Annotated in this window: 17 protein-coding genes; 7 read left to right on the top strand and 10 right to left on the bottom strand. The window is 33.2% G+C overall.

The genetic code is table 11. The features are described 5' to 3' along the window. Positions 1-3: 3 nt before the first annotated feature. The 6 genes from RCH18_RS03220 (at position 4) to RCH18_RS03245 (ending at position 7,139) form a co-directional block, all read left to right on the top strand. On the top strand, positions 4-1,047 hold the full coding sequence (locus RCH18_RS03220) for a virulence RhuM family protein (RefSeq protein WP_326935329.1): 1,044 nt from the start codon (positions 4-6) through the stop codon (positions 1,045-1,047). Continuing rightward, positions 1,044-2,315 carry a restriction endonuclease subunit S gene (locus RCH18_RS03225; protein ID WP_326935330.1) on the top strand — a complete coding sequence of 424 codons (1,272 nt, stop codon included), beginning with the start codon at positions 1,044-1,046 and terminating at the stop codon, positions 2,313-2,315. Before RCH18_RS03220 ends, RCH18_RS03225 begins: the two co-directional genes overlap by 4 nt. After that, complete coding sequence (fic, locus tag RCH18_RS03230; protein ID WP_326935331.1) at positions 2,308-3,183, top strand: protein adenylyltransferase Fic; 876 nt, start codon at positions 2,308-2,310, stop codon at positions 3,181-3,183. The genes RCH18_RS03225 and fic overlap by 8 nt, the downstream gene beginning before the upstream one ends. Positions 3,184-3,205: 22 nt before the next feature. After that, a complete protein-coding gene (locus tag RCH18_RS03235) occupies positions 3,206-6,313 on the top strand; it encodes a type I restriction endonuclease subunit R (protein ID WP_326935332.1) in 3,108 nt (1,035 codons plus the stop codon). A gap of 37 nt (positions 6,314-6,350) precedes the next feature. Next, positions 6,351-6,818, top strand: a complete 468-nt coding sequence (locus tag RCH18_RS03240; RefSeq protein ID WP_326935333.1) for a hypothetical protein — start codon at positions 6,351-6,353, stop codon at positions 6,816-6,818. 150 nt (positions 6,819-6,968) lie between these two features. Continuing rightward, positions 6,969-7,139 carry a hypothetical protein gene (locus RCH18_RS03245; RefSeq protein WP_326935334.1) on the top strand — a complete coding sequence of 57 codons (171 nt, stop codon included), beginning with the start codon at positions 6,969-6,971 and terminating at the stop codon, positions 7,137-7,139. Between the two features lie 1,081 nt (positions 7,140-8,220). Here RCH18_RS03245 and RCH18_RS03250 read toward each other — a convergent pair. From RCH18_RS03250 to RCH18_RS03265, 4 genes are all read right to left on the bottom strand, one after another. Beyond that, entirely contained in the window at positions 8,221-8,535 is a 315-nt protein-coding gene (locus tag RCH18_RS03250; protein WP_326935335.1) for a helix-turn-helix domain-containing protein, read from the bottom strand. After that, positions 8,517-8,855 carry a type II toxin-antitoxin system RelE/ParE family toxin gene (locus tag RCH18_RS03255; protein WP_326935336.1) on the bottom strand — a complete coding sequence of 113 codons (339 nt, stop codon included), beginning with the start codon at positions 8,853-8,855 and terminating at the stop codon, positions 8,517-8,519. Before RCH18_RS03255 ends, RCH18_RS03250 begins: the two co-directional genes overlap by 19 nt. 495 nt (positions 8,856-9,350) lie before the next feature. Next, on the bottom strand, positions 9,351-9,533 hold the full coding sequence (locus RCH18_RS03260; RefSeq protein WP_326935337.1) for a hypothetical protein: 183 nt from the start codon (positions 9,531-9,533) through the stop codon (positions 9,351-9,353). Positions 9,534-10,590: 1,057 nt separating this feature from the next. After that, a complete protein-coding gene (locus RCH18_RS03265; RefSeq protein ID WP_326935338.1) occupies positions 10,591-12,354 on the bottom strand; it encodes a DUF885 domain-containing protein in 1,764 nt (587 codons plus the stop codon). A gap of 176 nt (positions 12,355-12,530) precedes the next feature. On the opposite strand from RCH18_RS03265, the gene RCH18_RS03270 reads away from it, so the two are divergent. Beyond that, the gene (locus RCH18_RS03270) at positions 12,531-14,678 is read left to right on the top strand and encodes a M3 family metallopeptidase (RefSeq protein WP_326935339.1); all 2,148 of its coding nucleotides are present in this window, start codon (positions 12,531-12,533) and stop codon (positions 14,676-14,678) included. Positions 14,679-14,752: 74 nt separating this feature from the next. Here RCH18_RS03270 and RCH18_RS03275 read toward each other — a convergent pair whose 3' ends face one another. The 6 genes from RCH18_RS03275 to RCH18_RS03300 form a co-directional block, all read right to left on the bottom strand. Then, a complete protein-coding gene (locus RCH18_RS03275; protein ID WP_326935340.1) occupies positions 14,753-15,115 on the bottom strand; it encodes a nuclear transport factor 2 family protein in 363 nt (120 codons plus the stop codon). Between the two features lie 81 nt (positions 15,116-15,196). Next, complete coding sequence (locus tag RCH18_RS03280) at positions 15,197-16,105, bottom strand: pseudouridine synthase (protein WP_326935341.1); 909 nt, start codon at positions 16,103-16,105, stop codon at positions 15,197-15,199. Between the two features lie 572 nt (positions 16,106-16,677). Continuing rightward, complete coding sequence (locus RCH18_RS03285) at positions 16,678-17,604, bottom strand: geranylgeranylglycerol-phosphate geranylgeranyltransferase (protein ID WP_326935342.1); 927 nt, start codon at positions 17,602-17,604, stop codon at positions 16,678-16,680. A gap of 120 nt (positions 17,605-17,724) precedes the next feature. Continuing rightward, positions 17,725-18,663, bottom strand: coding sequence for a mevalonate kinase family protein (locus RCH18_RS03290; protein ID WP_326935343.1), 939 nt, complete (start codon positions 18,661-18,663; stop codon positions 17,725-17,727). Positions 18,664-18,707: 44 nt separating this feature from the next. Then, the gene (locus RCH18_RS03295; protein WP_326935344.1) at positions 18,708-18,902 is read right to left on the bottom strand and encodes a hypothetical protein; all 195 of its coding nucleotides are present in this window, start codon (positions 18,900-18,902) and stop codon (positions 18,708-18,710) included. Between the two features lie 40 nt (positions 18,903-18,942). Next, positions 18,943-20,025: a diphosphomevalonate/mevalonate 3,5-bisphosphate decarboxylase family protein gene (locus RCH18_RS03300; RefSeq protein ID WP_326935345.1), complete on the bottom strand. Its 1,083-nt coding sequence runs from the start codon at positions 20,023-20,025 to the stop codon at positions 18,943-18,945. Positions 20,026-20,080: the final 55 nt, after the last annotated feature.

Raw genomic sequence — 20,080 nt, forward strand, 5'->3', positions numbered from 1 at the left:
ATCATGGACGAGAAGAAAACAAATAGCAAATCAATTAGTAGATCTTCTGCTGCAGAATACTTAACATTTATTGCTGCCACAGGAGATGGAGGTGTAGATGTTATTTATGCAGATGAAAACATTTGGCTGTCACAAAAAATGATGGGCATTTTGTATGATGTAAATACACGCACCGTAAATGAGCACTTAAAGCATATTTTTGCCGATAATGAAGTGGATGAAAATTCAGTTGTCCGGAATTTCCGGATAACTGCCACCGATGGAAAAAATTACCAAACCAAACACTACAACCTCTCTGCAATTATTGCCGTAGGTTACAAGGTAAACTCTGAACGAGCCGTATTATTTAGAAAATGGGCAACGCAAATTGTAAAAGAATTTACAATTAAAGGTTTTGCTATGGATGATGAACGTTTAAAAAATGACGGTACCATTCTGGGTAAAAAATACTTTGAAGAACAGCTACAACGAATAAGAGAAATTCGAATAAGCGAACGAAAATTCTATCAAAAAATAACCGATATATACGCCACAGCAATTGACTATGACGTAACTGCCAAAGCAACCCAACGCTTTTTTGCCACCGTACAAAACAAATTACATTGGGCAATTCACGGCAATACTGCAGCAGAACTCATTGTAAACAGAGCCAACCATCAAAAAGAAAACATGGGTTTAGCTACTTGGAAGGATGCACCAAGGGGTAAAATTCAAAAATTTGATGTTGCTGTTGCTAAAAATTATTTATCCGAAAAAGAGATGCAACAACTACAGCGTTTGGTTTCTGCTTATTTGGACCTTGCCGAAGATATGGCTTTGAGACAAATTCCGCTAACTATGGAAGATTGGGAAACGCGCTTGAACAGATTTATAGAAGCAACTGATAGAGAAATACTCCAAAATGCAGGCAAAGTAACGGCAGAAATTGCCAAAGCACATGCCGAGACCGAATTTGAAAAATATAGAATCGTACAAGACAACTTGTTTGAAAGTGATTTTGACAGAATGCTTAATAAACAATTACCTAACAAAGAAGATCAGGCATGAGTTATTTAGATAAATTATTAGAAGGTGTTGAGGTGGAATGGAAACCGCTGGGAGATGTGGCTGACTATGTTCGTGGTCTTACATATAACAAAAATAACGAAAGTGGAGATAATTCGGGTTATAGAGTAATTAGAGCAAATAATATAACTCTTTCAAGACATACAATAAATTTTGAAAATATTAAATATATAAAATCTGACACTAAAGTTAAAGAAAGTCAGAAACTCTTTAAAAATGATATTTTAATTAGTGCAGCAAGTGGTAGTCGTGAACATGTAGGTAAAGTTGCTTATATTTTTGAAGATTTAGAATATTTTTTTGGAGGATTTATGGGCGTCGTAAGAAGCTCAGTACAAATAAATTCACGTTTTTTGTTTCATATTTTGACTAGCAGTATTTTTCAAAAATATTTAGATGAAATGCTTAATAGTTCTACTATTAATAATTTAAGTTCATCTGTTATGAATGCATTCTTAATACCCATTCCATGTCCAGAAAATCCTAAAAAATCACTCGAAATACAACAAAAAATAGTTGCCATTCTCGATTCATTTGCGGAGCTTACAGCGGAGCTTACAGCGGAGCTTACAGCGGAGCTTACAGCACGAAAAACGCAATATAGTTATTATCGAGAGAAATTGTACTACTTCGATGAAAAGGAGGTGCAACATCTACCTATGGGAGATGAAAATAATGGTAAGTTTATTCGTGGCGGTGGTTTGCAGAAAAAAGACTTTACTGAAACAGGAGTTGGTTGTATTCATTATGGTCAAGTTTATACTTACTATGGAACGTACACTGATAAAACCAAATCATTTGTTTCGAAGGAATTTGCAAAGAAAGCAAGAATGGCAAAATATGGAGATTTGGTCATAGCAACCACTAGTGAAAATGATGAAGATGTATGTAAAGCAGTTGCTTGGTTAGGTCATGAAGATATAGCGGTAAGTAGTGATGCTTGTTTTTATAGACATAATTTGAATCCTAAATACGTTACTTATTTTTTTCAAACAGAACAATTTCAAAAGCAAAAAAGACAATTTATAACTGGGACAAAAGTAAGACGTGTAAATGCCGATGATTTAGCTAAAATTAAAATTCCAGTGCCATCTAAAGAAGAACAAGAACGTATCGTTTCCATTCTAGACAAATTTGACACCCTTACTACTTCTATCAGCGAAGGTTTGCCAAAAGAAATAGAACAAAGAAAACAGCAATATGAGTATTATAGAGATTTGTTATTAACGTTCAAACAGCAAAATGTCTAAAATTTCTATACGTTTTTTTGATGATCGCGAAGTGCGAGCCGTTTGGGATGATGAAAATGCCAAATGGTGGTTTAGCGTGTTAGATATTGTAGCGGTTTTAAGAAACCAAGAAGATTACACTAAAAACCGAAACTATTGGAAATACCTAAAAGCTAAACTAAAGAAAGAAAATAGTGAGTTGGTTAGTGACACTACCCAACTGAAATTAGTAGCTAACGATGGCAAGCGATATGCAACAGATATGCTCGACTATGAAGGTATAATAGCCTTGGGGAAACAATTCCCTAGCAAAACCGCCAACAGATTTATCAATTGGTTTACTTATAGCCCAGAAAGTATAGATGGCAAAAGCAAAACCAAGGCGTATGCCTTATTTGAAACCAGTTTTGTAGAGAGTCTTGAAGTAGGAACAGCCAAAGGTTTACAACAAATACACGCTTATTTATTTGGGGGATTATATGATTTTGCTGGACAATTACGAACTAAAAATATTTCAAAAGGAGGATATAGATTTGAATATGCACACTATCTAAATAGTACTTTGCTAAAAATTGACGCTATGCCCGAAACCAATTTTAATGAAATTGTAGAAAAATATGTGGCTATGAACAAAGCACACCCATTTATGGAAGGCAACGGCAGAAGTACCCGAATTTGGCTAGACTTGATATTGAAAAAACAAGAAAAAAAATGCATCGATTGGAGCAAAATAAGCAAAACCAATTATATGAATGCAATGATTATAAGTTCGGTAGATAGCAGCGTTTTAAACGCACTACTTAAGACAGCAATTACCACTGACATTAACAGCAGAGAAATGTATATAAAAGGCATCGATTATTCATATTATTATGAAGAAAATGAATAATCAAACTAAATAATTAATAGAAATGAAAGAATACACCACTATAGCAGAATCAAACAACTTCATTGTTTTAGATAAATTTACCAAATATTTAGAGGTCAATGAAGCTCCTGCAAGTTATCAAACAGAAGCGGCTTTAGAACAGGAATTCATCCAAGATTTAATCAATCAAGGATATGAAAACCCTACTAACCTTACTACCCTACAAGCCATGTTAGCTAATGTAAGAGTACAATTGCAAGCGCTAAATAATATGGAGTTTTCTAACAATGAATGGGCTCGTTTTGTAGAAGAGTATTTAGACAGACCAAGTGATAATACGGTTGATAAAACAAGAAAGTTGCATGAAAATTATATCTACGATTTTGTTTTTGATGATGGACGTATCCAAAACATTTATTTAGTAGATAAAAGGAATATTGTTCGAAATAAAGTACAAGTAATTTCACAATTCGAACAAAAAGGAACTCATTCTAATCGCTATGATGTAACCGTTTTAGTAAATGGTTTACCGTTGGTGCAAATAGAATTAAAAAAACGTGGAGTCGCGATCCGTGAAGCATTCAATCAAGTGCATCGCTATAGCAAAGAAAGTTTTAATAGTGAGAACTCCCTTTTTAAGTATTTGCAAGTATTTGTAATAACTAATGGAACGGACAGTCGTTATTTTGCTAACACTGTGAAACGCGATAAAAACAGTTTCGATTTTACAATGAACTGGGCTAAGTCGGATAATTCCTTGATTAAAGATTTGAAAGATTTCACAGCAACTTTTTTTCAAAAACATACGTTGTTAAATGTACTACTCACCTACTCCGTTTTTGATACAAGTGATACCTTGCTAATAATGCGACCGTATCAAATCGCTGCAACCGAGAGAATGTTATGGAAAATAGAAAGTTCCTTTAATACTAAAAAATGGTCAGATAGAGAAAGCGGAGGCTACATTTGGCATACAACAGGTTCTGGTAAAACTCTCACTAGTTTTAAAGCGGCTAGACTAGCCACAAATCTAAATTTTATTGATAAAGTTTTCTTTGTAGTAGACCGTAAGGATTTAGATTTTCAAACTATGAAAGAGTACCAACGCTTTTCTCCTGATAGCGTAAACGGTTCTGATAGTACGGCTGGTTTAAAAAGAAATATTGAAAAAGACGACAATAAAATTATCGTTACAACTATTCAGAAGCTAAACCACTTAATGAAAAGCGAAAGTGATTTAGCTATTTATCAAAAACAAGTGGTATTTATATTTGATGAAGCACACCGTTCTCAATTTGGTGAAGCGCAAAAGAACCTGAATAAAAAATTCAAAAAGTTCTATCAATTTGGTTTTACAGGAACTCCTATTTTTCCTGAAAATGCCTTAGGTGCAGAAACAACAGCAAGTGTATTTGGTCGTGAATTACATTCCTATGTTATTACGGATGCCATTAGAGATGAAAAAGTACTAAAATTCAAGGTAGATTATAACAATGTACAACCTAAGTTTAAAAGCTTTGAAACAGAAGTTGATGAGAAAAAATTAACGGCTGCAGAAAACACAAAAGCATTACTTCATCCGGCTCGTATCAAAGAAGTTTCTCAATACATTCTAAAAAATTACAGAATAAAAACACACAGAAGTCACGCAGGAAACACAGGCTTTAATGCCATGTTTGCCGTAAGTAGTGTTGCAGCGGCTAAATGTTATTATGAAGAACTAAACCGTCTTCAAAAAGATACTGAAAAGCCATTGAAAATTGCAACGATATTTTCTTTCGCCGCCAATGAAGAGCAGAGTGCTGCTGGTGAAATACCTGAAGAAAACTTTGAGCCATCGGCGATGGATAGTAGTGCCAAAGAATTTTTAACAGCAGCAATAAAAGACTATAACGCCATGTTTAAAACTAGTTTTGGCGTGGAAAGTAACGAATTTCAAAACTACTATCGTGATCTTGCCAAACGGGTTAAAAGCAAAGAAATCGATTTGATTATAGTAGTAGGTATGTTTCTTACTGGATTTGATGCACCAACATTGAATACCTTATTTGTAGATAAGAATTTACGTTACCATGGTTTAATGCAAGCTTTTTCTCGTACCAACCGTATATATGATGCTACAAAAACCTTTGGAAACATTATTACTTTCAGAGATTTAGAAATGGCTACTATCGATGCCATCACATTATTTGGAGATAAAAACACTAAAAATGTAGTACTCGAAAAGAGCTACAAAGAATATTTAGAGGGCTTTACGGACATTGCCACAGGAGAAGCAAGAAGAGGTTTTATGGATGTGGTAAAGGAATTAAATGAAAAGTTCCCAAAACCAGACGAAATAGAAACAGAAAAAGACAAGAAAGAATTCTCTAAACTATTTGGTGAGTACTTGCGTGTAGAAAACATATTGCAGAATTACGATGAATTCAACAATCTCAAAGCACTTCAAACGATAAATTCAGAGGACGTTGAAGCTCTTGAAGCATTTAAAGAAGCTAACTTTGTAACAGACGAAGAATTAGCGACGATGCAAAAGATTAGTTTGCTACCTGAACGAACAATTCAAGATTATCGCTCAACTTATAACGACATACGTGATTGGTTAAGACGCGAGAAAAATGGTGCAGCATCAGAAGAGTCAACTATTGATTGGGACGACGTAGTTTTTGAAATAGACCTTCTTAAATCTCAAGAAATAAACTTGGACTATATCCTTGAATTGATTTTTGAGCACAAGAAAAAGAACAAAGACAAAGCCACCTTGATAGAAGAAGTCCGCAGGGTAATTCGAGCAAGTATTGGCAATAGAGCCAAAGAAAGTTTAGTGGTAGATTTTATTAATGAAACCGACCTTGAAACCATTCAAGATAAAGCGAATGTTATAGATGCTTTCTTCAAATATGCACAAGAAAAGCAGAAAAAAGAGGCCACGGAATTAATTGCAGATGAAAACTTAAATGAAGAGGCAACAAAGAGGTACATAGCGACATCATTAAAACGTGAATTTGCAAGTGAAAATGGTACGGAATTAAATGCTATTTTACCTAAAATGAGTCCTTTAAATCCGCAATATTTAACAAAAAAACAAAGTGTTTTTCAAAAAATCAGTGCCTTTATAGAGAAGTTTAAAGGTGTGGGTGGTCAAATATAAAATCTTTATTCTAAAATTTTAAAATTGAATGCAAACTATGAACACACAAGAAATAGTAGTTAATCTTTGGTTTATCGTAGATATTGGTACGAACTTATGCTATACTTGGAGCATAAAACCTTATGCTTTATTTGGTACAGATGATCAAAAACTAAAAATATTACAAGTTCTAGCACAGTCAGACTATATTACGGTTTCTCAACGAAAATTGCCAAGTAATTATGTTTTGGTAGTAGGAAATGAAAAACTAACTGGCGTTGTAGAAGCCAGCCAAATTCAAAATGTTTTTGAGGGAAATGTTGATTATTTCATTACAGAAATTGAAAAAGATTTAGTTATAAGTGGTAATACTTTTTCTAACACAATGCAAAAAATTGAATTAAAACTTCCAAATAATCCAATTTACGTAAGTACCATCATTGCAGAAAACGATCAAGGTGAAACAAGACCTTTAACCTCTGAGGCAAACAAAAAATGGTATGAAGAGGAATGTTTGAGAATGTAAGCTCTTAAAATTTAATAATTGTTAACTTATTTTTGGACAGACCAGAAGTAAGACAAGCCTGTTGCAATGGAGGAAGCATTAACCTAGATCCAATGATTGAGAAACTCAAAAAATTGGAATAAAGAAGTTCAAAATTAAACACAAAAACAAATGCGAAAAAAAACGTATCCTCAAAAAAAAGAAACGCTTAGTATTGTTACTCCGCCGAACGAAACTTATAACGGCAAAGTGATAGCATTGGTGGTAGCTACAACTGCAGGAGAATTTGACCAGTCCGGCAAATTATTGAAAATATCCAATTCAAAAGGAAAAAAAACCTAAATTTCACACTGATGAAAAAACTAATAGATCTTAGCAGCGGTCAGATAAAGAAAAAACACCATCTATATCAACAGGAAAAAGTTTGCCGATTTCTACAGTGGATGCGATAGAGTAACTATTATTAAAGAATCAAGATATTTGTCTGGATTACGGAGGCTGATTGTGGATAGTAAAAAAATTGTAGTTAGTTGCATGTTGGAGATGGAATACAGTTTTTTCGGGCCGGTGTGGTCGCGGGGAAACGCAAATGTAAAGGGCAGGGGGGTATAAGGTGTCGATGATGCCCAAAGTTTTTACCTTTTTTCGGTCAGCGCCCGCGTATCCCTTTTCTTTCTTACTACTTCGGTGAGCAATCCTATCAAGAACACATTGTGCGTGTGTAACTTGCTTATAAGGTATGGATTGTGTGCAGTGAATACAAGATATTTCCCGACATGTTCCCTACATAGTGGTCCAAGTACCCATCCTCCTTGCGATGTTTACAACCTGACTGTTGGAGTGCAGTGTTTTAAACTCATGAAAGTACAAATTTACCAGAACCCAGTTTTTCTTTCCTTAAACATTCGAGTGTATGTTTCGGAAACTCAGAGAAACAATATACCTATTCTTCAAACCAAGACTTATAAACGTGTTGTTGGTTTAGTTCTTATTGTTATATATATATAATTTATATAATTTTCCTTTACGATAGACGAAATTGTTTAATAATTTTTTCAATACTAGTGCAGTTATTTTTTTTCATACCAAAGACGAGTTCAATATGTAAAGCTTTTGTGCACTAGTACTCATTTACTTAATTTTTATTATCACAAGTCTTATATTACTAAACCATTATTCATACCATCTAGAAAGGCATTAGTAAAATCACTATTACTTTGTATCATGTCATCAGCATTATTGAATCCTAATATTTTTGCTACACTATCAGAGCTGTAATAGATTTGATTTGTTGTTTTGTCTTTTTTTATACTTACTTCTATTCCTTGAAAGTAATCAATGTAGTAATCGTAATGTGAATCTGTGTTTATTAATTCCCTTTGTTTATTATTAATGTATAGTAATAATTTTCTATTTCTGTTCTTTACTGAACTTGCAAAGTCAATCCTAAAGCATTGATTATTTGCACGAAATTCGAGATTTGTAAATCGGTTTTACCTTGTTCAATTTTTGCAATATAGGCTCTTTCTTTACCTATTTGGTCAGCTAATTGTTGTTGTGTTAAATGTTTTTCTTTGCGTTTTTCTTTTATCAATTCGCCGTAATAATAAGAAAGTGCCTTTGCATTAAATTCCTCACGCTCGGGAGTTCCCTGTTTACCGTGTTGATTATCTATATAATCATTCATTGTAGGTAGTTCCTTTTTTATTCTTTCTAAATCTAGTTTTGGTCTTGCCATTTTTCTAATATTTTGATTGCTAACTTTATTTGTTTGTTGTAGTCCTTTGTCGATTTTTTCATAAACCCATTTAGAAATAAAATAGTTCTACTTTGAGTTATGTTGTCGCGGTCAACTGTAAAAATAATAATTCGATATTCGTTATTAACTTGTACTCGTACTTCGTAAAAATCGGTATTGATTAATTTCTTTGCTACTTTGGTATTAATTACCGTTTGAGTTGTTATTACATTAGATAGATACGAAATTTTATCTTTTGTTTGTTGGTCTGCATTTTCTAGAAATTCCGAAAATTCATTGGTTATAAATATTGTCCTCATTATTATTGTTTTACAAATGTAATTAATTCGTTACTAATTCAAATATTATTTCTGTTTTTTTAAACACTTTTTTTCACAACTCTCATTTGTGGTTCTTTGTCTTTGTGTAGCTCTTCATAGAACTTTTTGAGTAAATCGGCAATGCTGTCTTTATCTTCTCTTTTTTTTATATAAATCAAAAACACACTTTCTTTTGAATGTGTAGTTATGTTTATTAAAATCAGTATTGGTATTTGTTTATAATAATTCGTTGCAAAGGAATGTCTAAAATAATGCGAATTAATTAAATCATACTTTGGATAAAAACCCAATTTTTTACGGTTGATTTTAGTTCCCTTAATAATATTAACTATTCCTGCCAGTTTACAAACTACTTTTGTAATTTCGTTTAATCTTTGATGCGGTATTTTTTTAGGAAAGTTATTTAAAACTAATTCCGTTTCGTAAGGCGAAGAAACTCCAACTGTTGCACTTTTATTTATTTTCTCTCTAAAATTATATAATATAAATACTTTTGCCGTTATATCGATTGTTTTCGGTTGTTTTGTTTACCAAATCGTCACCAAATTTTCTTATTGCATAATCTAACAAAATCCAGTTTCGAGTGTTGTCTAATGTTTTGGTGGTTATTGACAAACGGTTGGTTAATTCGGGATTTTCTTTTTTAAATTTATACAATTGTTCCTGATTAGTAAAATCGGCGTTTTTGATTTGTTCTAGTTCATCAAAAGGTAATGTCTGAATATAACGGTTGTTATCGGTTTCTCCAAGGTGTTGAATTTTTTAGAGCGGGGTTTAATGTCGATTTCGTTTCTTTCTGTATCAATATAAACGGTTTTAATATCTCTAATTGTTTGCCTGAACAGTTTTTAGTATTATCGAGCGAGTTCGTAAACTTATCTACAAGGGGTTTTGTAATTCCGATAAAATGGATTAGTTTTTTTATGCTCTTTTGGTATTCTAAAATTATGTTTATAAATAAAGTGCCGTTTTTAATACTACTCTTACTCGATCCAATTTTAAAGCCGCCGTTGGATGTTATTTTACGAGTGTTTCCTTTATCAATGATTTATCAAATATAATTTACTAACAAACTGTTGTCTATTTTTTCTAAGCGATTAAAACATTCATTAATTCTTGCTTCTAACCAATAGGAGCCTATTAAAATGCCTTTGCCTAAATTGGTGTTGAGGTTGTTAGAAATAAAAGAATCCAATGTTTTGATGTCATTTGTTAATAATCTTATTTCGGTAGTATTTCTTTGTTTGGGCACATTGGTTTATAGGCTCCAATCTTTGGGAATTATTGCAAATCCTGTGTTTAATTCAATAATATTTGTTCTATTTAGTGAAGGTCTTACTTTGATAGGTACGTTTTTGTTGACCTTACTTCAAAATCTGAATTGTACTTATGCCATATTTTGAACATTTTGAAGAATTCTAAGATACGTAATAAAGTAATACGCTTCTCAAACTTGCTCAACCGTTGCCCATTCAAAGTTAAATTCTATTTCATTCAATCTTAGTGAATTTTATAAAATAAATTAATCATTGTTAAGTGTTTATTTTATTTATATTGTTGCTTATTTATTTAATGTTTTTAAGGAATTGTAAAGAAGAACAAATTGAATAGGTAGTTGAGAAGTTTACCCCGTTTTCTATCGTGGAGTCAAATAATCCGCACAAAAAAAGCTTTCGCTACAGCGAAAGCTTTTTTTATACTTATACTCTAAAACTTATTTCCCCTCAATCCACGCATTTATTTTCTTCTCTAACAATGCTAACGGCATTACTCCAGATTCGAGTACTTTTTCATGGAATTTCTTAATGTCAAATTTAGTTCCCATTTTAGCTTTTGCTTTTTTGCGTAATTCGATAATTTTAAGTTGACCAATTTTGTATGATAACGCTTGTCCTGGAATGGCCATGTAGCGCTCAATTTCGGGGATTATGCTGGCTTCACTCTCCGCTTCATTAGCTAATGAATATTTAATCGCTTGTTCTCTAGTCCAGCCTTTTGAATGCAATCCCGTATCTACCACTAACCGAATTGCTCTGTGCATTTCATTACCCAGCATCCCAAAATACTGATACGGATCTTGGTATAATCCAAGTTCTTTCCCTAAACTTTCTGTGTATAATGCCCAACCTTCACCATAAGCACCAAACCAATTGAATTTTCTAAAATCAGGCAAACTTTCATTCTCTTGTTGCAGTGAAATTTGGAAATGATGTCCGGGAATCGCCTCATGCAAAAACAAATCTTCGTCTCCATACATATTATAGTTAGCCACATCTGGAATAGGAACATAAAAAATACCAGGACGCGTTCCGTCTTTCAATCCAGGATTGTATTCAGCACTAGCCGTTTTTTCTCTAAAAGCTTCCGTTCTTCTAATTTCAAATTTGGTTACAGGCTGCAATGAAAATAATTTATCTACATTTGGTTTAATTCGAGTATAAATGCTATCAAAATTTGCGATAACTTGTTCTGGTTTCGTAAATGGCTTTAATTCCTTTTTGTTTCGCACTTCTTCAAAGAATTCTAATAAAGTTCCTTTGAAACCAACTTGCGTTTTTACTTTTTCCATCTCGGCGTTTAGACGTGCTACTTCTTGTAGTCCTAATTCGTGAATAGCTTCGGGAGTCATTTCTGTAGTAGTCCACTGTTTAACGTAAGTTGCATAAAGCTGTTTGCCAAAAGGTAAACTTCCTATTCCGCTTGTCGCTCGCGAAGCTGGCAGGTATTCTTTAGTCAAAAAATCAGCCATTTTCTGGTATTGCGGAATCAATTTATTGGTAATTGTTGCAGTATATTTTTTGGTTAAATCTTCCTTCATGCTCTCTGGAAAGGAAGCAGGCATTAATTTTATAGCCGAATAAAATAAATTATCTTGAATGTTGGGAGTTGCCATTTCTGCAAACTGTGGAATCAACCTTACTGTTAACGCCCTTGGTAAGACTACACCTTTATCCAGTCCTTTTTTCATATACACCATTGCCGAATCAATCCAGACGGCGTATTTATCCATTCTGCTAAGGAAGTTAGCATAATCTTTTTCGGTTTTAAAAGGTTGTGCACTTGTTCCTCCAGCTAATTGTCCCATAGTGAGATGTGTTCCCCAAAATTGATGGATTGGAATTAGATTTGAAGGTTGCTTTAATAAATCTTTGCCAATTTCAACTTCCCATTTTATGATTTCGTAACTGTTTTTTTCTTCTTCTGTTAAATCTTCAAAAACAACATTTTGCAATGCAGTTTGGTATTTATCAAAAAAAGCGGATTGCGATTTTCTATAACTGTCTGTCATTTCAAACTGCAATTGATCGTTGTACTGATTTTGACCACTTTGAGTTGCGCCTAATGGATCGAGTGCATTTTTATCGTCAAAATAATTTTTAGTCAATGTGCTAAAATCTTCTTTTTTTTCTTCTGTTTTGCAACTTACAAACAGCATGGCAGAGATAAGCGTAAAAAGAAAAATGGTTGTTTTTATCATGATATAGATTTGTTATTTATAAAGCTAAATTATTGTTTTTTTTTGATCTTTATCGGACGATTACTTGTTCTTTTGATAAATCGATTTTTTTTATCATAAAATTTAGTTAACTCCTTGCTGTGATTCTTATTTTAAAATGATTTCGTCTAAATTTAGCATCTTAATTAAACATCTAAATGAGAAAAAAATCCTTTTTCATTTTGTTAGTTATGGGTAACATGCTAACAATTGAAGCGCAAGAGAAAAAAGAAAATATTACCATGAATCCATTTTTTCAGCCGTATGACACGCCTTTTAAAGTGCCTCCTTTTGACAAAATCAAAAACGAACATTTTAAGCCTGCTATTCTAGAAGGAATTAGTAAACATGAGGCTGAAATTGCTGCTATTGCAAATAATTCTCAAGCTCCTACTTTTGACAATACGATTCTTGCGATGGAAAATGCAGGAACATTGCTAAGTGATGTAAATGTGGTTTTTTCCAATTTAAATTCGGCAAATACCAACAAAGAGATTCAAAACATTGCTAAAGAAGTAGCGCCAAACCTTTCTGCACACAGAGATAATATTTACTTGAATGAGAAATTATTTGGCAAAGTAAAAGCACTTTGGGATAAAAAGGAAAGTTTAGGCTTGAATTTGGAACAAGCAAAAATTTTAGACAACGCGTACAAAGACTTCGTGCGAAGTGGTGCTAATTTATCGAACACGGATAAGGAGATATTGCGTAAAATAAACGGAACGCTCTCGCTTAGCAGTTTAAAATATGGGCAAAATATATTGGCGGAGACCAATAAATATGAGTTGATCATTGATGCTAAGAAAGATTTAGCTGGCTTACCAGAAGGTTTGATTGAAGCCGCTGCCGCTGATGCTAAGGCAAAAGGCAAAGAGGGGAAATGGGTTTTTACACTTTCTAATTCTAGCGTTATGCCATTTTTGCAATACAGCTCTAACAGGGCGTTGCGCCAACAAATTTGGGATGCATACCAAACTAGAGGTAATCACGATGATGCTTTTGACAACAAAAAAAATGTAATAGAATTAGCTAATCTTCGTGGGCAAAAAGCGCGCTTGCTAGGGTATACTTCACATTCGACGTATGTGCTAGAAGAATCAATGGCCAAGACACCGCAAAATGTGAACAAATTATTGAATGATTTGTGGAAACCAGCTTTAGAAATTGCTAAAACGGAAGCCGCTGACATTCAAAAAATGATGGCAAAAGATGGTATAAAAGGCGCAGTTCAACCCTATGACTGGCGTTATTATACTGAGAAAATTAGAAAGCAACGTTTTGATCTTGACGAAGAAGAATTAAAGCCTTACTTCAGTTTAGATAATGTGAGAAAAGGAGTTTTTCAGGTGACAGAAAACTTATATGGTATAAAAATCAACGAATTAACGAATGTTCCAAAATACCATGAAGACGCCACAGTTTGGGAAGTAACCGAAAAAGACGGTACGCATCTAGGTGTGTTGTATATGGATTTTCATCCTCGTGAGTCTAAGCGTGGTGGTGCTTGGATGACGTCCTACCGAACCCAGAAAACTGTTGATGGTAAACGTATTGCTCCAGTTATTTCTATTGTTTGTAATTTCACTAAGCCATCAGCAAATGCTCCGGCACTTTTAACTTTTGACGAAGTGACGACTTACTTCCATGAGTTTGGACATGCCTTACACGGGTTGTTGTCTAATGTAACTTATAGAAGTTTAGCAGGAACAAGCGTTCCTAGAGACTTTGTTGAGCTTCCTTCGCAAATTATGGAAAATTGGGCTGCTGAACCTGAAGTATTAAAGCTATATGCCAAGCATTATAAAACAGGAGCAGTTATCCCGGAAGCTTTGGTTAATAAATTGAAAAAGGCAGGTACTTTTGATCAAGGTTTTACAACCACAGAATATCTTGCAGCTTCGTTGTTAGATTTAGAATACCATTCTCAAACCAAGGATATCACGGTTGATGCAAACGTTTTTGAAAAGGCAGCACTTAAAAAAATTGGTTTGATTGAATCGATCATTCCGCGATACCGCAGTACGTATTTTAGTCATATCTTTTCAGGAGGTTACTCCTCTGGATACTACAGTTATATCTGGTCAGGTGTTTTAGATACAGATGCTTTTGAAGCGTTTAAAACAACAAGTTTATTCAATCCAGAAAAAGCCAAATTGTTTCGTGAAAACGTGCTAGAGAAAGGTGGAACCGAGGATCCGATGGTTTTATACAAACGTTTCCGAGGTGCTGAACCAAGTATCGAACCACTGTTAAGAAAACGGGGCTTAGATAAAAAGGAAAAGCCGCTCAAAAAAGTAAAAGGATAAATTCTATCAAAAAAATAAAACCCTAGAACAATTGATAGTGTTCTAGGGTTTTTTCATTACAATAAAAAGTATTTTTATCCCTGGTAAATCCTCGACGCAATAATTTTATCTTCTCTAATATCTAGCACTTCTGCTATTTGTAAATCGTCTTCGCCTTCCGCAGATCTCGTATATTCCAAAAACACACGATCTCCATTAGCAGTAACTGATTTTACTTTGTAATTCAAGCTTGGTATACGCTCAAAAGCATCTTGCCACCATTGTCGTAATGCTTGTTTGCCAGTAATAAAACCGTTTGTTTCTGGTTTTAATGACTTTAGTTTCGGATTAAAATGCACAGCGTCTTCATCATATAAAGACAACAGTTTTTCTAATTCCTTATTATTGAAAGTATCAAACCACTTAAAAGCAATTGATTGTAATTTTTCTGGAGTCATAGTTTTATTGGTTTAATTAAAATAAAAAATCCCATTCCGTAGTAACGAAAGGGATTTGTTTATATTCGTTTAAAGTTCGGTTTATACGTTCTTCAAATTAATAATTTCTTGATCAGTCAGTAATCGCCACGTTCCACGAGGCAAATTCTTTTTAGTTAAGCCAGCAAAAGAAACACGGTCAATTCTCAGTACATCATAATCAAAATTCTCAAAGATGCTACGAACTACTTTCACATTAGCAGATCTTAATTGCAGTCCAATTTCGCTTTTTGCTTCTCCGTCAATATAACTTATATCTTCAACAAATACGCGGTGGCCATCAAGAGTTAATCCTTTGTTTATTTTTTCTAAATCCTCAAATTTTAAATTTTTATCTAAAGAAACTTGGTAGATTTTAGATGATTTCTGACTTGGCAAGGTAAACTTCCGAATCATATCAGTGTCGTTTGTAAACAATAATAATCCAGTGGTATTCTTATCCATTCTTCCTATTGCACCAATTTTGGCGGTAGTAGAACCTCTAACTAATTCCAATACATTGCGATATTCTTGGCCTTCGTCCATCGCCGTTGTAAAGTTCTTAGGTTTGTTTAGTAAGATATATACTTTTTTCTCTGGTGTCAGAGTCGCTCCGTCAAAGTTGACTACATCGCCTGGTTTTACCATATATCCCATTTCGGTTACTGGAATTCCGTTTACTTTCACGGTTCCTGACTGAATATAAATATCAGCATCACGACGCGAACACGCACCGGAGTTAGCTATGTATTTGTTCAAACGAATTTCGTCTTTTACTTTTGGTCTTTTAGCCGCTTGGTTTGGCTTTTTTTCTACTTTATCAGTAACAACTTCTGCAACTTTAGTATTTACTTTTACTTTTTTTGGCCCCTGTGCCCGTTTTTGCATCGCAGGTTTTGGCTTGTTAGAACTTGGTCTTGAACTATTTGCTCTAGCACCACTTCCTTTACTATTGCCTTGCTTATTATTCATAATATTCCTTAATTTGCGCAAATGTACTATTTATATAATTGATAATCAATAAGTGAGGGTCATAAAACGCTAACTGTCTAATTGATAAGGATATTTATTAATTAATTTTCTTTTTTTGGAGCTAAATACTTTGTCATTTTGATTCGCCGGGTATTCGCTTCTAAGGCTGATAGACAATATAATTTTTAAGGCTTACCGCATTTTAAAAGCTGTAAGCTTTGTAATAAGCATCGCAAAAACTAGAAACTTAGCTTCCAGACATTTAAAATTTTTCGCTTAATAAAACTAATAATTTTTTAAAGCTTCTGGCTTTTTGAAGGCTGGAAGCTTTGTCACAAGCATTATAAAAAACTGGAAAGTTAACTTCCAAAATTTTTAAAACGTTAATCCTTTTAAAACTAATAACTTTTTAAAGCTTTTAGTCTTTTGAAGGCTGGAATCTTTGTAAAGAGCTAGAAGCATAAAAAAGAATATTACGCGAATTGTTGGGACAATTAATTTGGTGGTGTATTAATAACATTAACCTTTTTTATATGCAGATGTTGATTTTTAAAGCCTTTGTTTTAATCTCGTCAAATCGTCAATAATAAGCTTTTTCCATGCCATAATACCGCTGGATCAATTAAGACAATACAAAAAACGCCTGAAACAATCAAAAACTTTAATACATTATGAAGTAAGAGAAATTGAGATTTACTATTGGATTTCCATAAATAGAGCAGAAAAAATATTAGGATAATTAAACAGCAGTAAAAATAAATTGCCATAAAGCCAATATCTGATATTTCAATTATAACATAGACTGGTAAAACAGTCAAGATAGTCAAAATAGTGATAATTTGCTTTGAAACTAATTCTCCATAAACTATTGGGATCGTTTTATAATCATTTACTAAATCACCTCTTAAGTTTTCTAAATCCTTAATCATCTCCCGTACAAGTAATAATAGAAATAGAAAAGTGGCATGCGCAAAAATTGAAGCTAGCTGTCTCTTATAATTTTCAATATCTTCAAATGGGATTCGAGTATAAAAATAAAGCAGTATAGCAAAAAAAGGTAGTACTGCTAAAAATGCCGCCATAAGGTTTCCTATTAATGGGTACTTCTTAACTTTATGAGAGTAAAACCAAATAAAAAAGATGTATCCAGAAAAAAATAAAAATACGCGCCATGACACAAAAAGCGCCATAATTGAAACTATAAAATTAAGCGTAAAATAAACGTTTAATTTGGTTTTCTGACTAATTAAACGGTCTAACATTGACTTCTCAGGGCGATTAATTAAATCTTTTTGAGAATCATAAAAGCTATTGATTATATAACCCGATGCAATTGTTAAAGAAGAAGCGAAAACTAAAATAAACAAATTAAAATCCAGTAACACTTCAAGTGCTCCTTTATCTGGCGACAAAATAAAAATGGAGGATAAATAGAGCGCTAGAATAATAATAGGAATATTATAGCCTCTAACTACTGAGAACAAACTTGCAATTTTCATTAAAAGAAGTTTCTGCTTTCTGTTCATTTCAAATATTGTTCACTACAATGGTACTAAGTCACAAAGTATTTTTTTAGTTGAGATTCGCGGTCGTTATGGAAATAGATGTTATTTAAAAATTTAAAACTTATATACTACCTCAAGCTTATAATCAGATAAAGAGGCTTTTGCTTTTTCTAAATCTTCAGTAAAACCTAGAATGTATCCGCCACCGCCAGAGCCACATAATTTTAAATAATAATCGTTGCTATCAATTCCTTGTTGCCAAATCCCATGAAATTGTTCTGGAATCATAGGTTTGAAGTTGTTTAAAACTACTTTAGATAGTTTCTTGGTATTCATAAACAATGATTTCATATCTCCACCAAGGAAGTTTTCAACGCAAGCGTCAGTATATTTAACAAATTGGTTTTTTAACATAGCACGAAAACCTTTGTCTTTTAAGTTTTCCATAAATATGTTTACCATTGGTGCAGTTTCACCCACAATACCTGAATCTAGCAAGAAAACCGCGCCTTTTCCATCAAAACTTTGTGTTGGAATTCCTGTTGCTTCAATATTATCTTTAGAATTGATCAAGATTGGGATACTCAAATAACTATTCAATGGATCTAAACCTGAACTTTTTCCGTGGAAAAAACTTTCCATTTGAGAAAATATAGTTTTTAACTTTAATAATTTTTCACGAGTTAGATTCTCTAAAACAGTAATTTTATGATAAGCGTATTTATCATAAATAGCAGCTACTAAGGCGCCACTACTACCCACACCATAACCTTGAGGAATACTAGAATCAAAGTACATTCCAGTTTCAACATCACTTTTTAATTGGGCTAAATCAAAAGTTACTAACTCAGGTTGATCATTTTGTAAAGTTTCTAAATAAGTTACAAAACGTTTCAAATGACCATTAGATTTAATAGCTTCTTCTGAAGGATTTTCATCTCTCTTTAAAGCGCCATTATAAAAATTATAAGGAATTGAAAGCCCTTTTGAGTCGCGAATGATTCCGTATTCTCCAAAGAGTAATATTTTTGAGTAAAATAAAGGTCCTTTCATATAATAATTTGAATGATCAATTTGGGTTGGCAAGTGTACGATTTTTATAATTCTACTGAGTCACCACGATTTGCTTCGTGAATTCTAATTTCAATTTTTTCTTGTTCTTCGGCTGATAACTGCGTCCAGACTTCTTTTTTCTGCATACTAAAGATACTTTTTATGGCCTCTATTATTGTCTTGTCTTCAGTCTCTAATAATAATCTAATCAATTCCAACTTTTCTGATTGAATATCCATGATTTCAGCTCTTTAAAAAATAAAGATAGCTAAAAAAAAATTAAATCAATACAGCACCTTTCCCAATTTGATCGCAAAGATACTGACCATTTTGGCAATAGCCAACTAATTCGTTCTGAATAAATTGTAATACTTCCTCTTTATCCTTATTTGGATACAATACATGTACATTTGCACCAGCATCTAGTGTAAAACAAATAGGTGTTTTTGTCTCTTTTCTAAATTTCCAAATCGCATTAATAATTTCTAAAGTATTTGGTTTCATCAATATAAAATAAGGCATTGAAGTCATCATCATTGCGTGTAAAGTCAACGCTTCGCTTTCAACAACTTTAATAAATTCCTTTAAATCTCCAGTTTCAAAAATGGTAATTAGTTTGTCTAAATTTTCATGTGCTTGTGCAAATCGCCTTTCTGCAAAAGGATGATTGTGCATAAGCTCATGACCTATAGTGCTAGAAACTTGTTTTTCGCCTTTATCAACCAGCAAAATAGTATCTTGATAATTAATAAAATTCTCATGAATAGGACGAGAAAATTCTACTCCAAATAGATCTGAACTTCCCGCAATATTGTGATGATTTCCCCAGACTACAATTTGACCTTTCACGCTTCGGCAGGCGCTTCCAGAACCCAATCGCGCTAATAATGATGCTTTTTGGTAAAAATAATCATCGGTCATTTCAGGGTTTAATGCTTTTTCTAAACTCATTAAATTCATGGCAAGAGCCGCCATTCCTGATGCCGAAGAGGCAATTCCTGAACTGTGAGGAAACGTGTTTTCAGTGTCAATTGTAAAGTGGTACTCTTTTAAAAAAGGCAAGTATATTTCTACTCGTTCAAAAAATTTCTTGATTTTAGGCTTGAAATCTTCTTTAGGTTGACCTTCAAAAAGCAAGTCAAATGAGAAATAATCTCGATCAGCTTTTTTGGCGAAAGCCAACTTGGTATTCGTTTTACAATTATTCAAAGTAAAGCTGACTGAAGGATTAGCAGGAATTTGATTGTCTTTTTTTCCCCAATATTTTACAAGCGCAATATTACTGGGTGCGCTCCACTGAAAATTACCTTGATCAACAGAATGTTTGTATTTAGACGGAATAAAATCGTTTACTGAAATCATGAATTGAAAATTTGTGTAAAGATACTTTTTTTGGTGTATTTGTTTATTTGTTTAT

Origin of the sequence: Flavobacterium sp. PL11, from assembly GCF_035985025.1 — a bacterium.
In the GTDB taxonomy this organism is placed as follows: domain Bacteria; phylum Bacteroidota; class Bacteroidia; order Flavobacteriales; family Flavobacteriaceae; genus Flavobacterium.

Coding starts and splice junctions, on each gene's coding strand:
- fic (WP_326935331.1), top strand. CDS start 2,308: ATGTCTAAAATTTCTATACGTTTTTTTGATGATCGCGAAGTGCGAGCC.
- RCH18_RS03245 (WP_326935334.1), top strand. CDS start 6,969: ATGCGAAAAAAAACGTATCCTCAAAAAAAAGAAACGCTTAGTATTGTT.
- RCH18_RS03285 (WP_326935342.1), bottom strand. CDS start 17,604: ATGAAAATTGCAAGTTTGTTCTCAGTAGTTAGAGGCTATAATATTCCT.
- RCH18_RS03250 (WP_326935335.1), bottom strand. CDS start 8,535: ATGGCAAGACCAAAACTAGATTTAGAAAGAATAAAAAAGGAACTACCT.
- RCH18_RS03275 (WP_326935340.1), bottom strand. CDS start 15,115: ATGACTCCAGAAAAATTACAATCAATTGCTTTTAAGTGGTTTGATACT.
- RCH18_RS03295 (WP_326935344.1), bottom strand. CDS start 18,902: ATGGATATTCAATCAGAAAAGTTGGAATTGATTAGATTATTATTAGAG.
- RCH18_RS03220 (WP_326935329.1), top strand. CDS start 4: ATGGACGAGAAGAAAACAAATAGCAAATCAATTAGTAGATCTTCTGCT.
- RCH18_RS03240 (WP_326935333.1), top strand. CDS start 6,351: ATGAACACACAAGAAATAGTAGTTAATCTTTGGTTTATCGTAGATATT.
- RCH18_RS03280 (WP_326935341.1), bottom strand. CDS start 16,105: ATGAATAATAAGCAAGGCAATAGTAAAGGAAGTGGTGCTAGAGCAAAT.
- RCH18_RS03300 (WP_326935345.1), bottom strand. CDS start 20,025: ATGATTTCAGTAAACGATTTTATTCCGTCTAAATACAAACATTCTGTT.
- RCH18_RS03225 (WP_326935330.1), top strand. CDS start 1,044: ATGAGTTATTTAGATAAATTATTAGAAGGTGTTGAGGTGGAATGGAAA.
- RCH18_RS03290 (WP_326935343.1), bottom strand. CDS start 18,663: ATGAAAGGACCTTTATTTTACTCAAAAATATTACTCTTTGGAGAATAC.
- RCH18_RS03270 (WP_326935339.1), top strand. CDS start 12,531: ATGAGAAAAAAATCCTTTTTCATTTTGTTAGTTATGGGTAACATGCTA.
- RCH18_RS03265 (WP_326935338.1), bottom strand. CDS start 12,354: ATGATAAAAACAACCATTTTTCTTTTTACGCTTATCTCTGCCATGCTG.
- RCH18_RS03255 (WP_326935336.1), bottom strand. CDS start 8,855: ATGAGGACAATATTTATAACCAATGAATTTTCGGAATTTCTAGAAAAT.
- RCH18_RS03235 (WP_326935332.1), top strand. CDS start 3,206: ATGAAAGAATACACCACTATAGCAGAATCAAACAACTTCATTGTTTTA.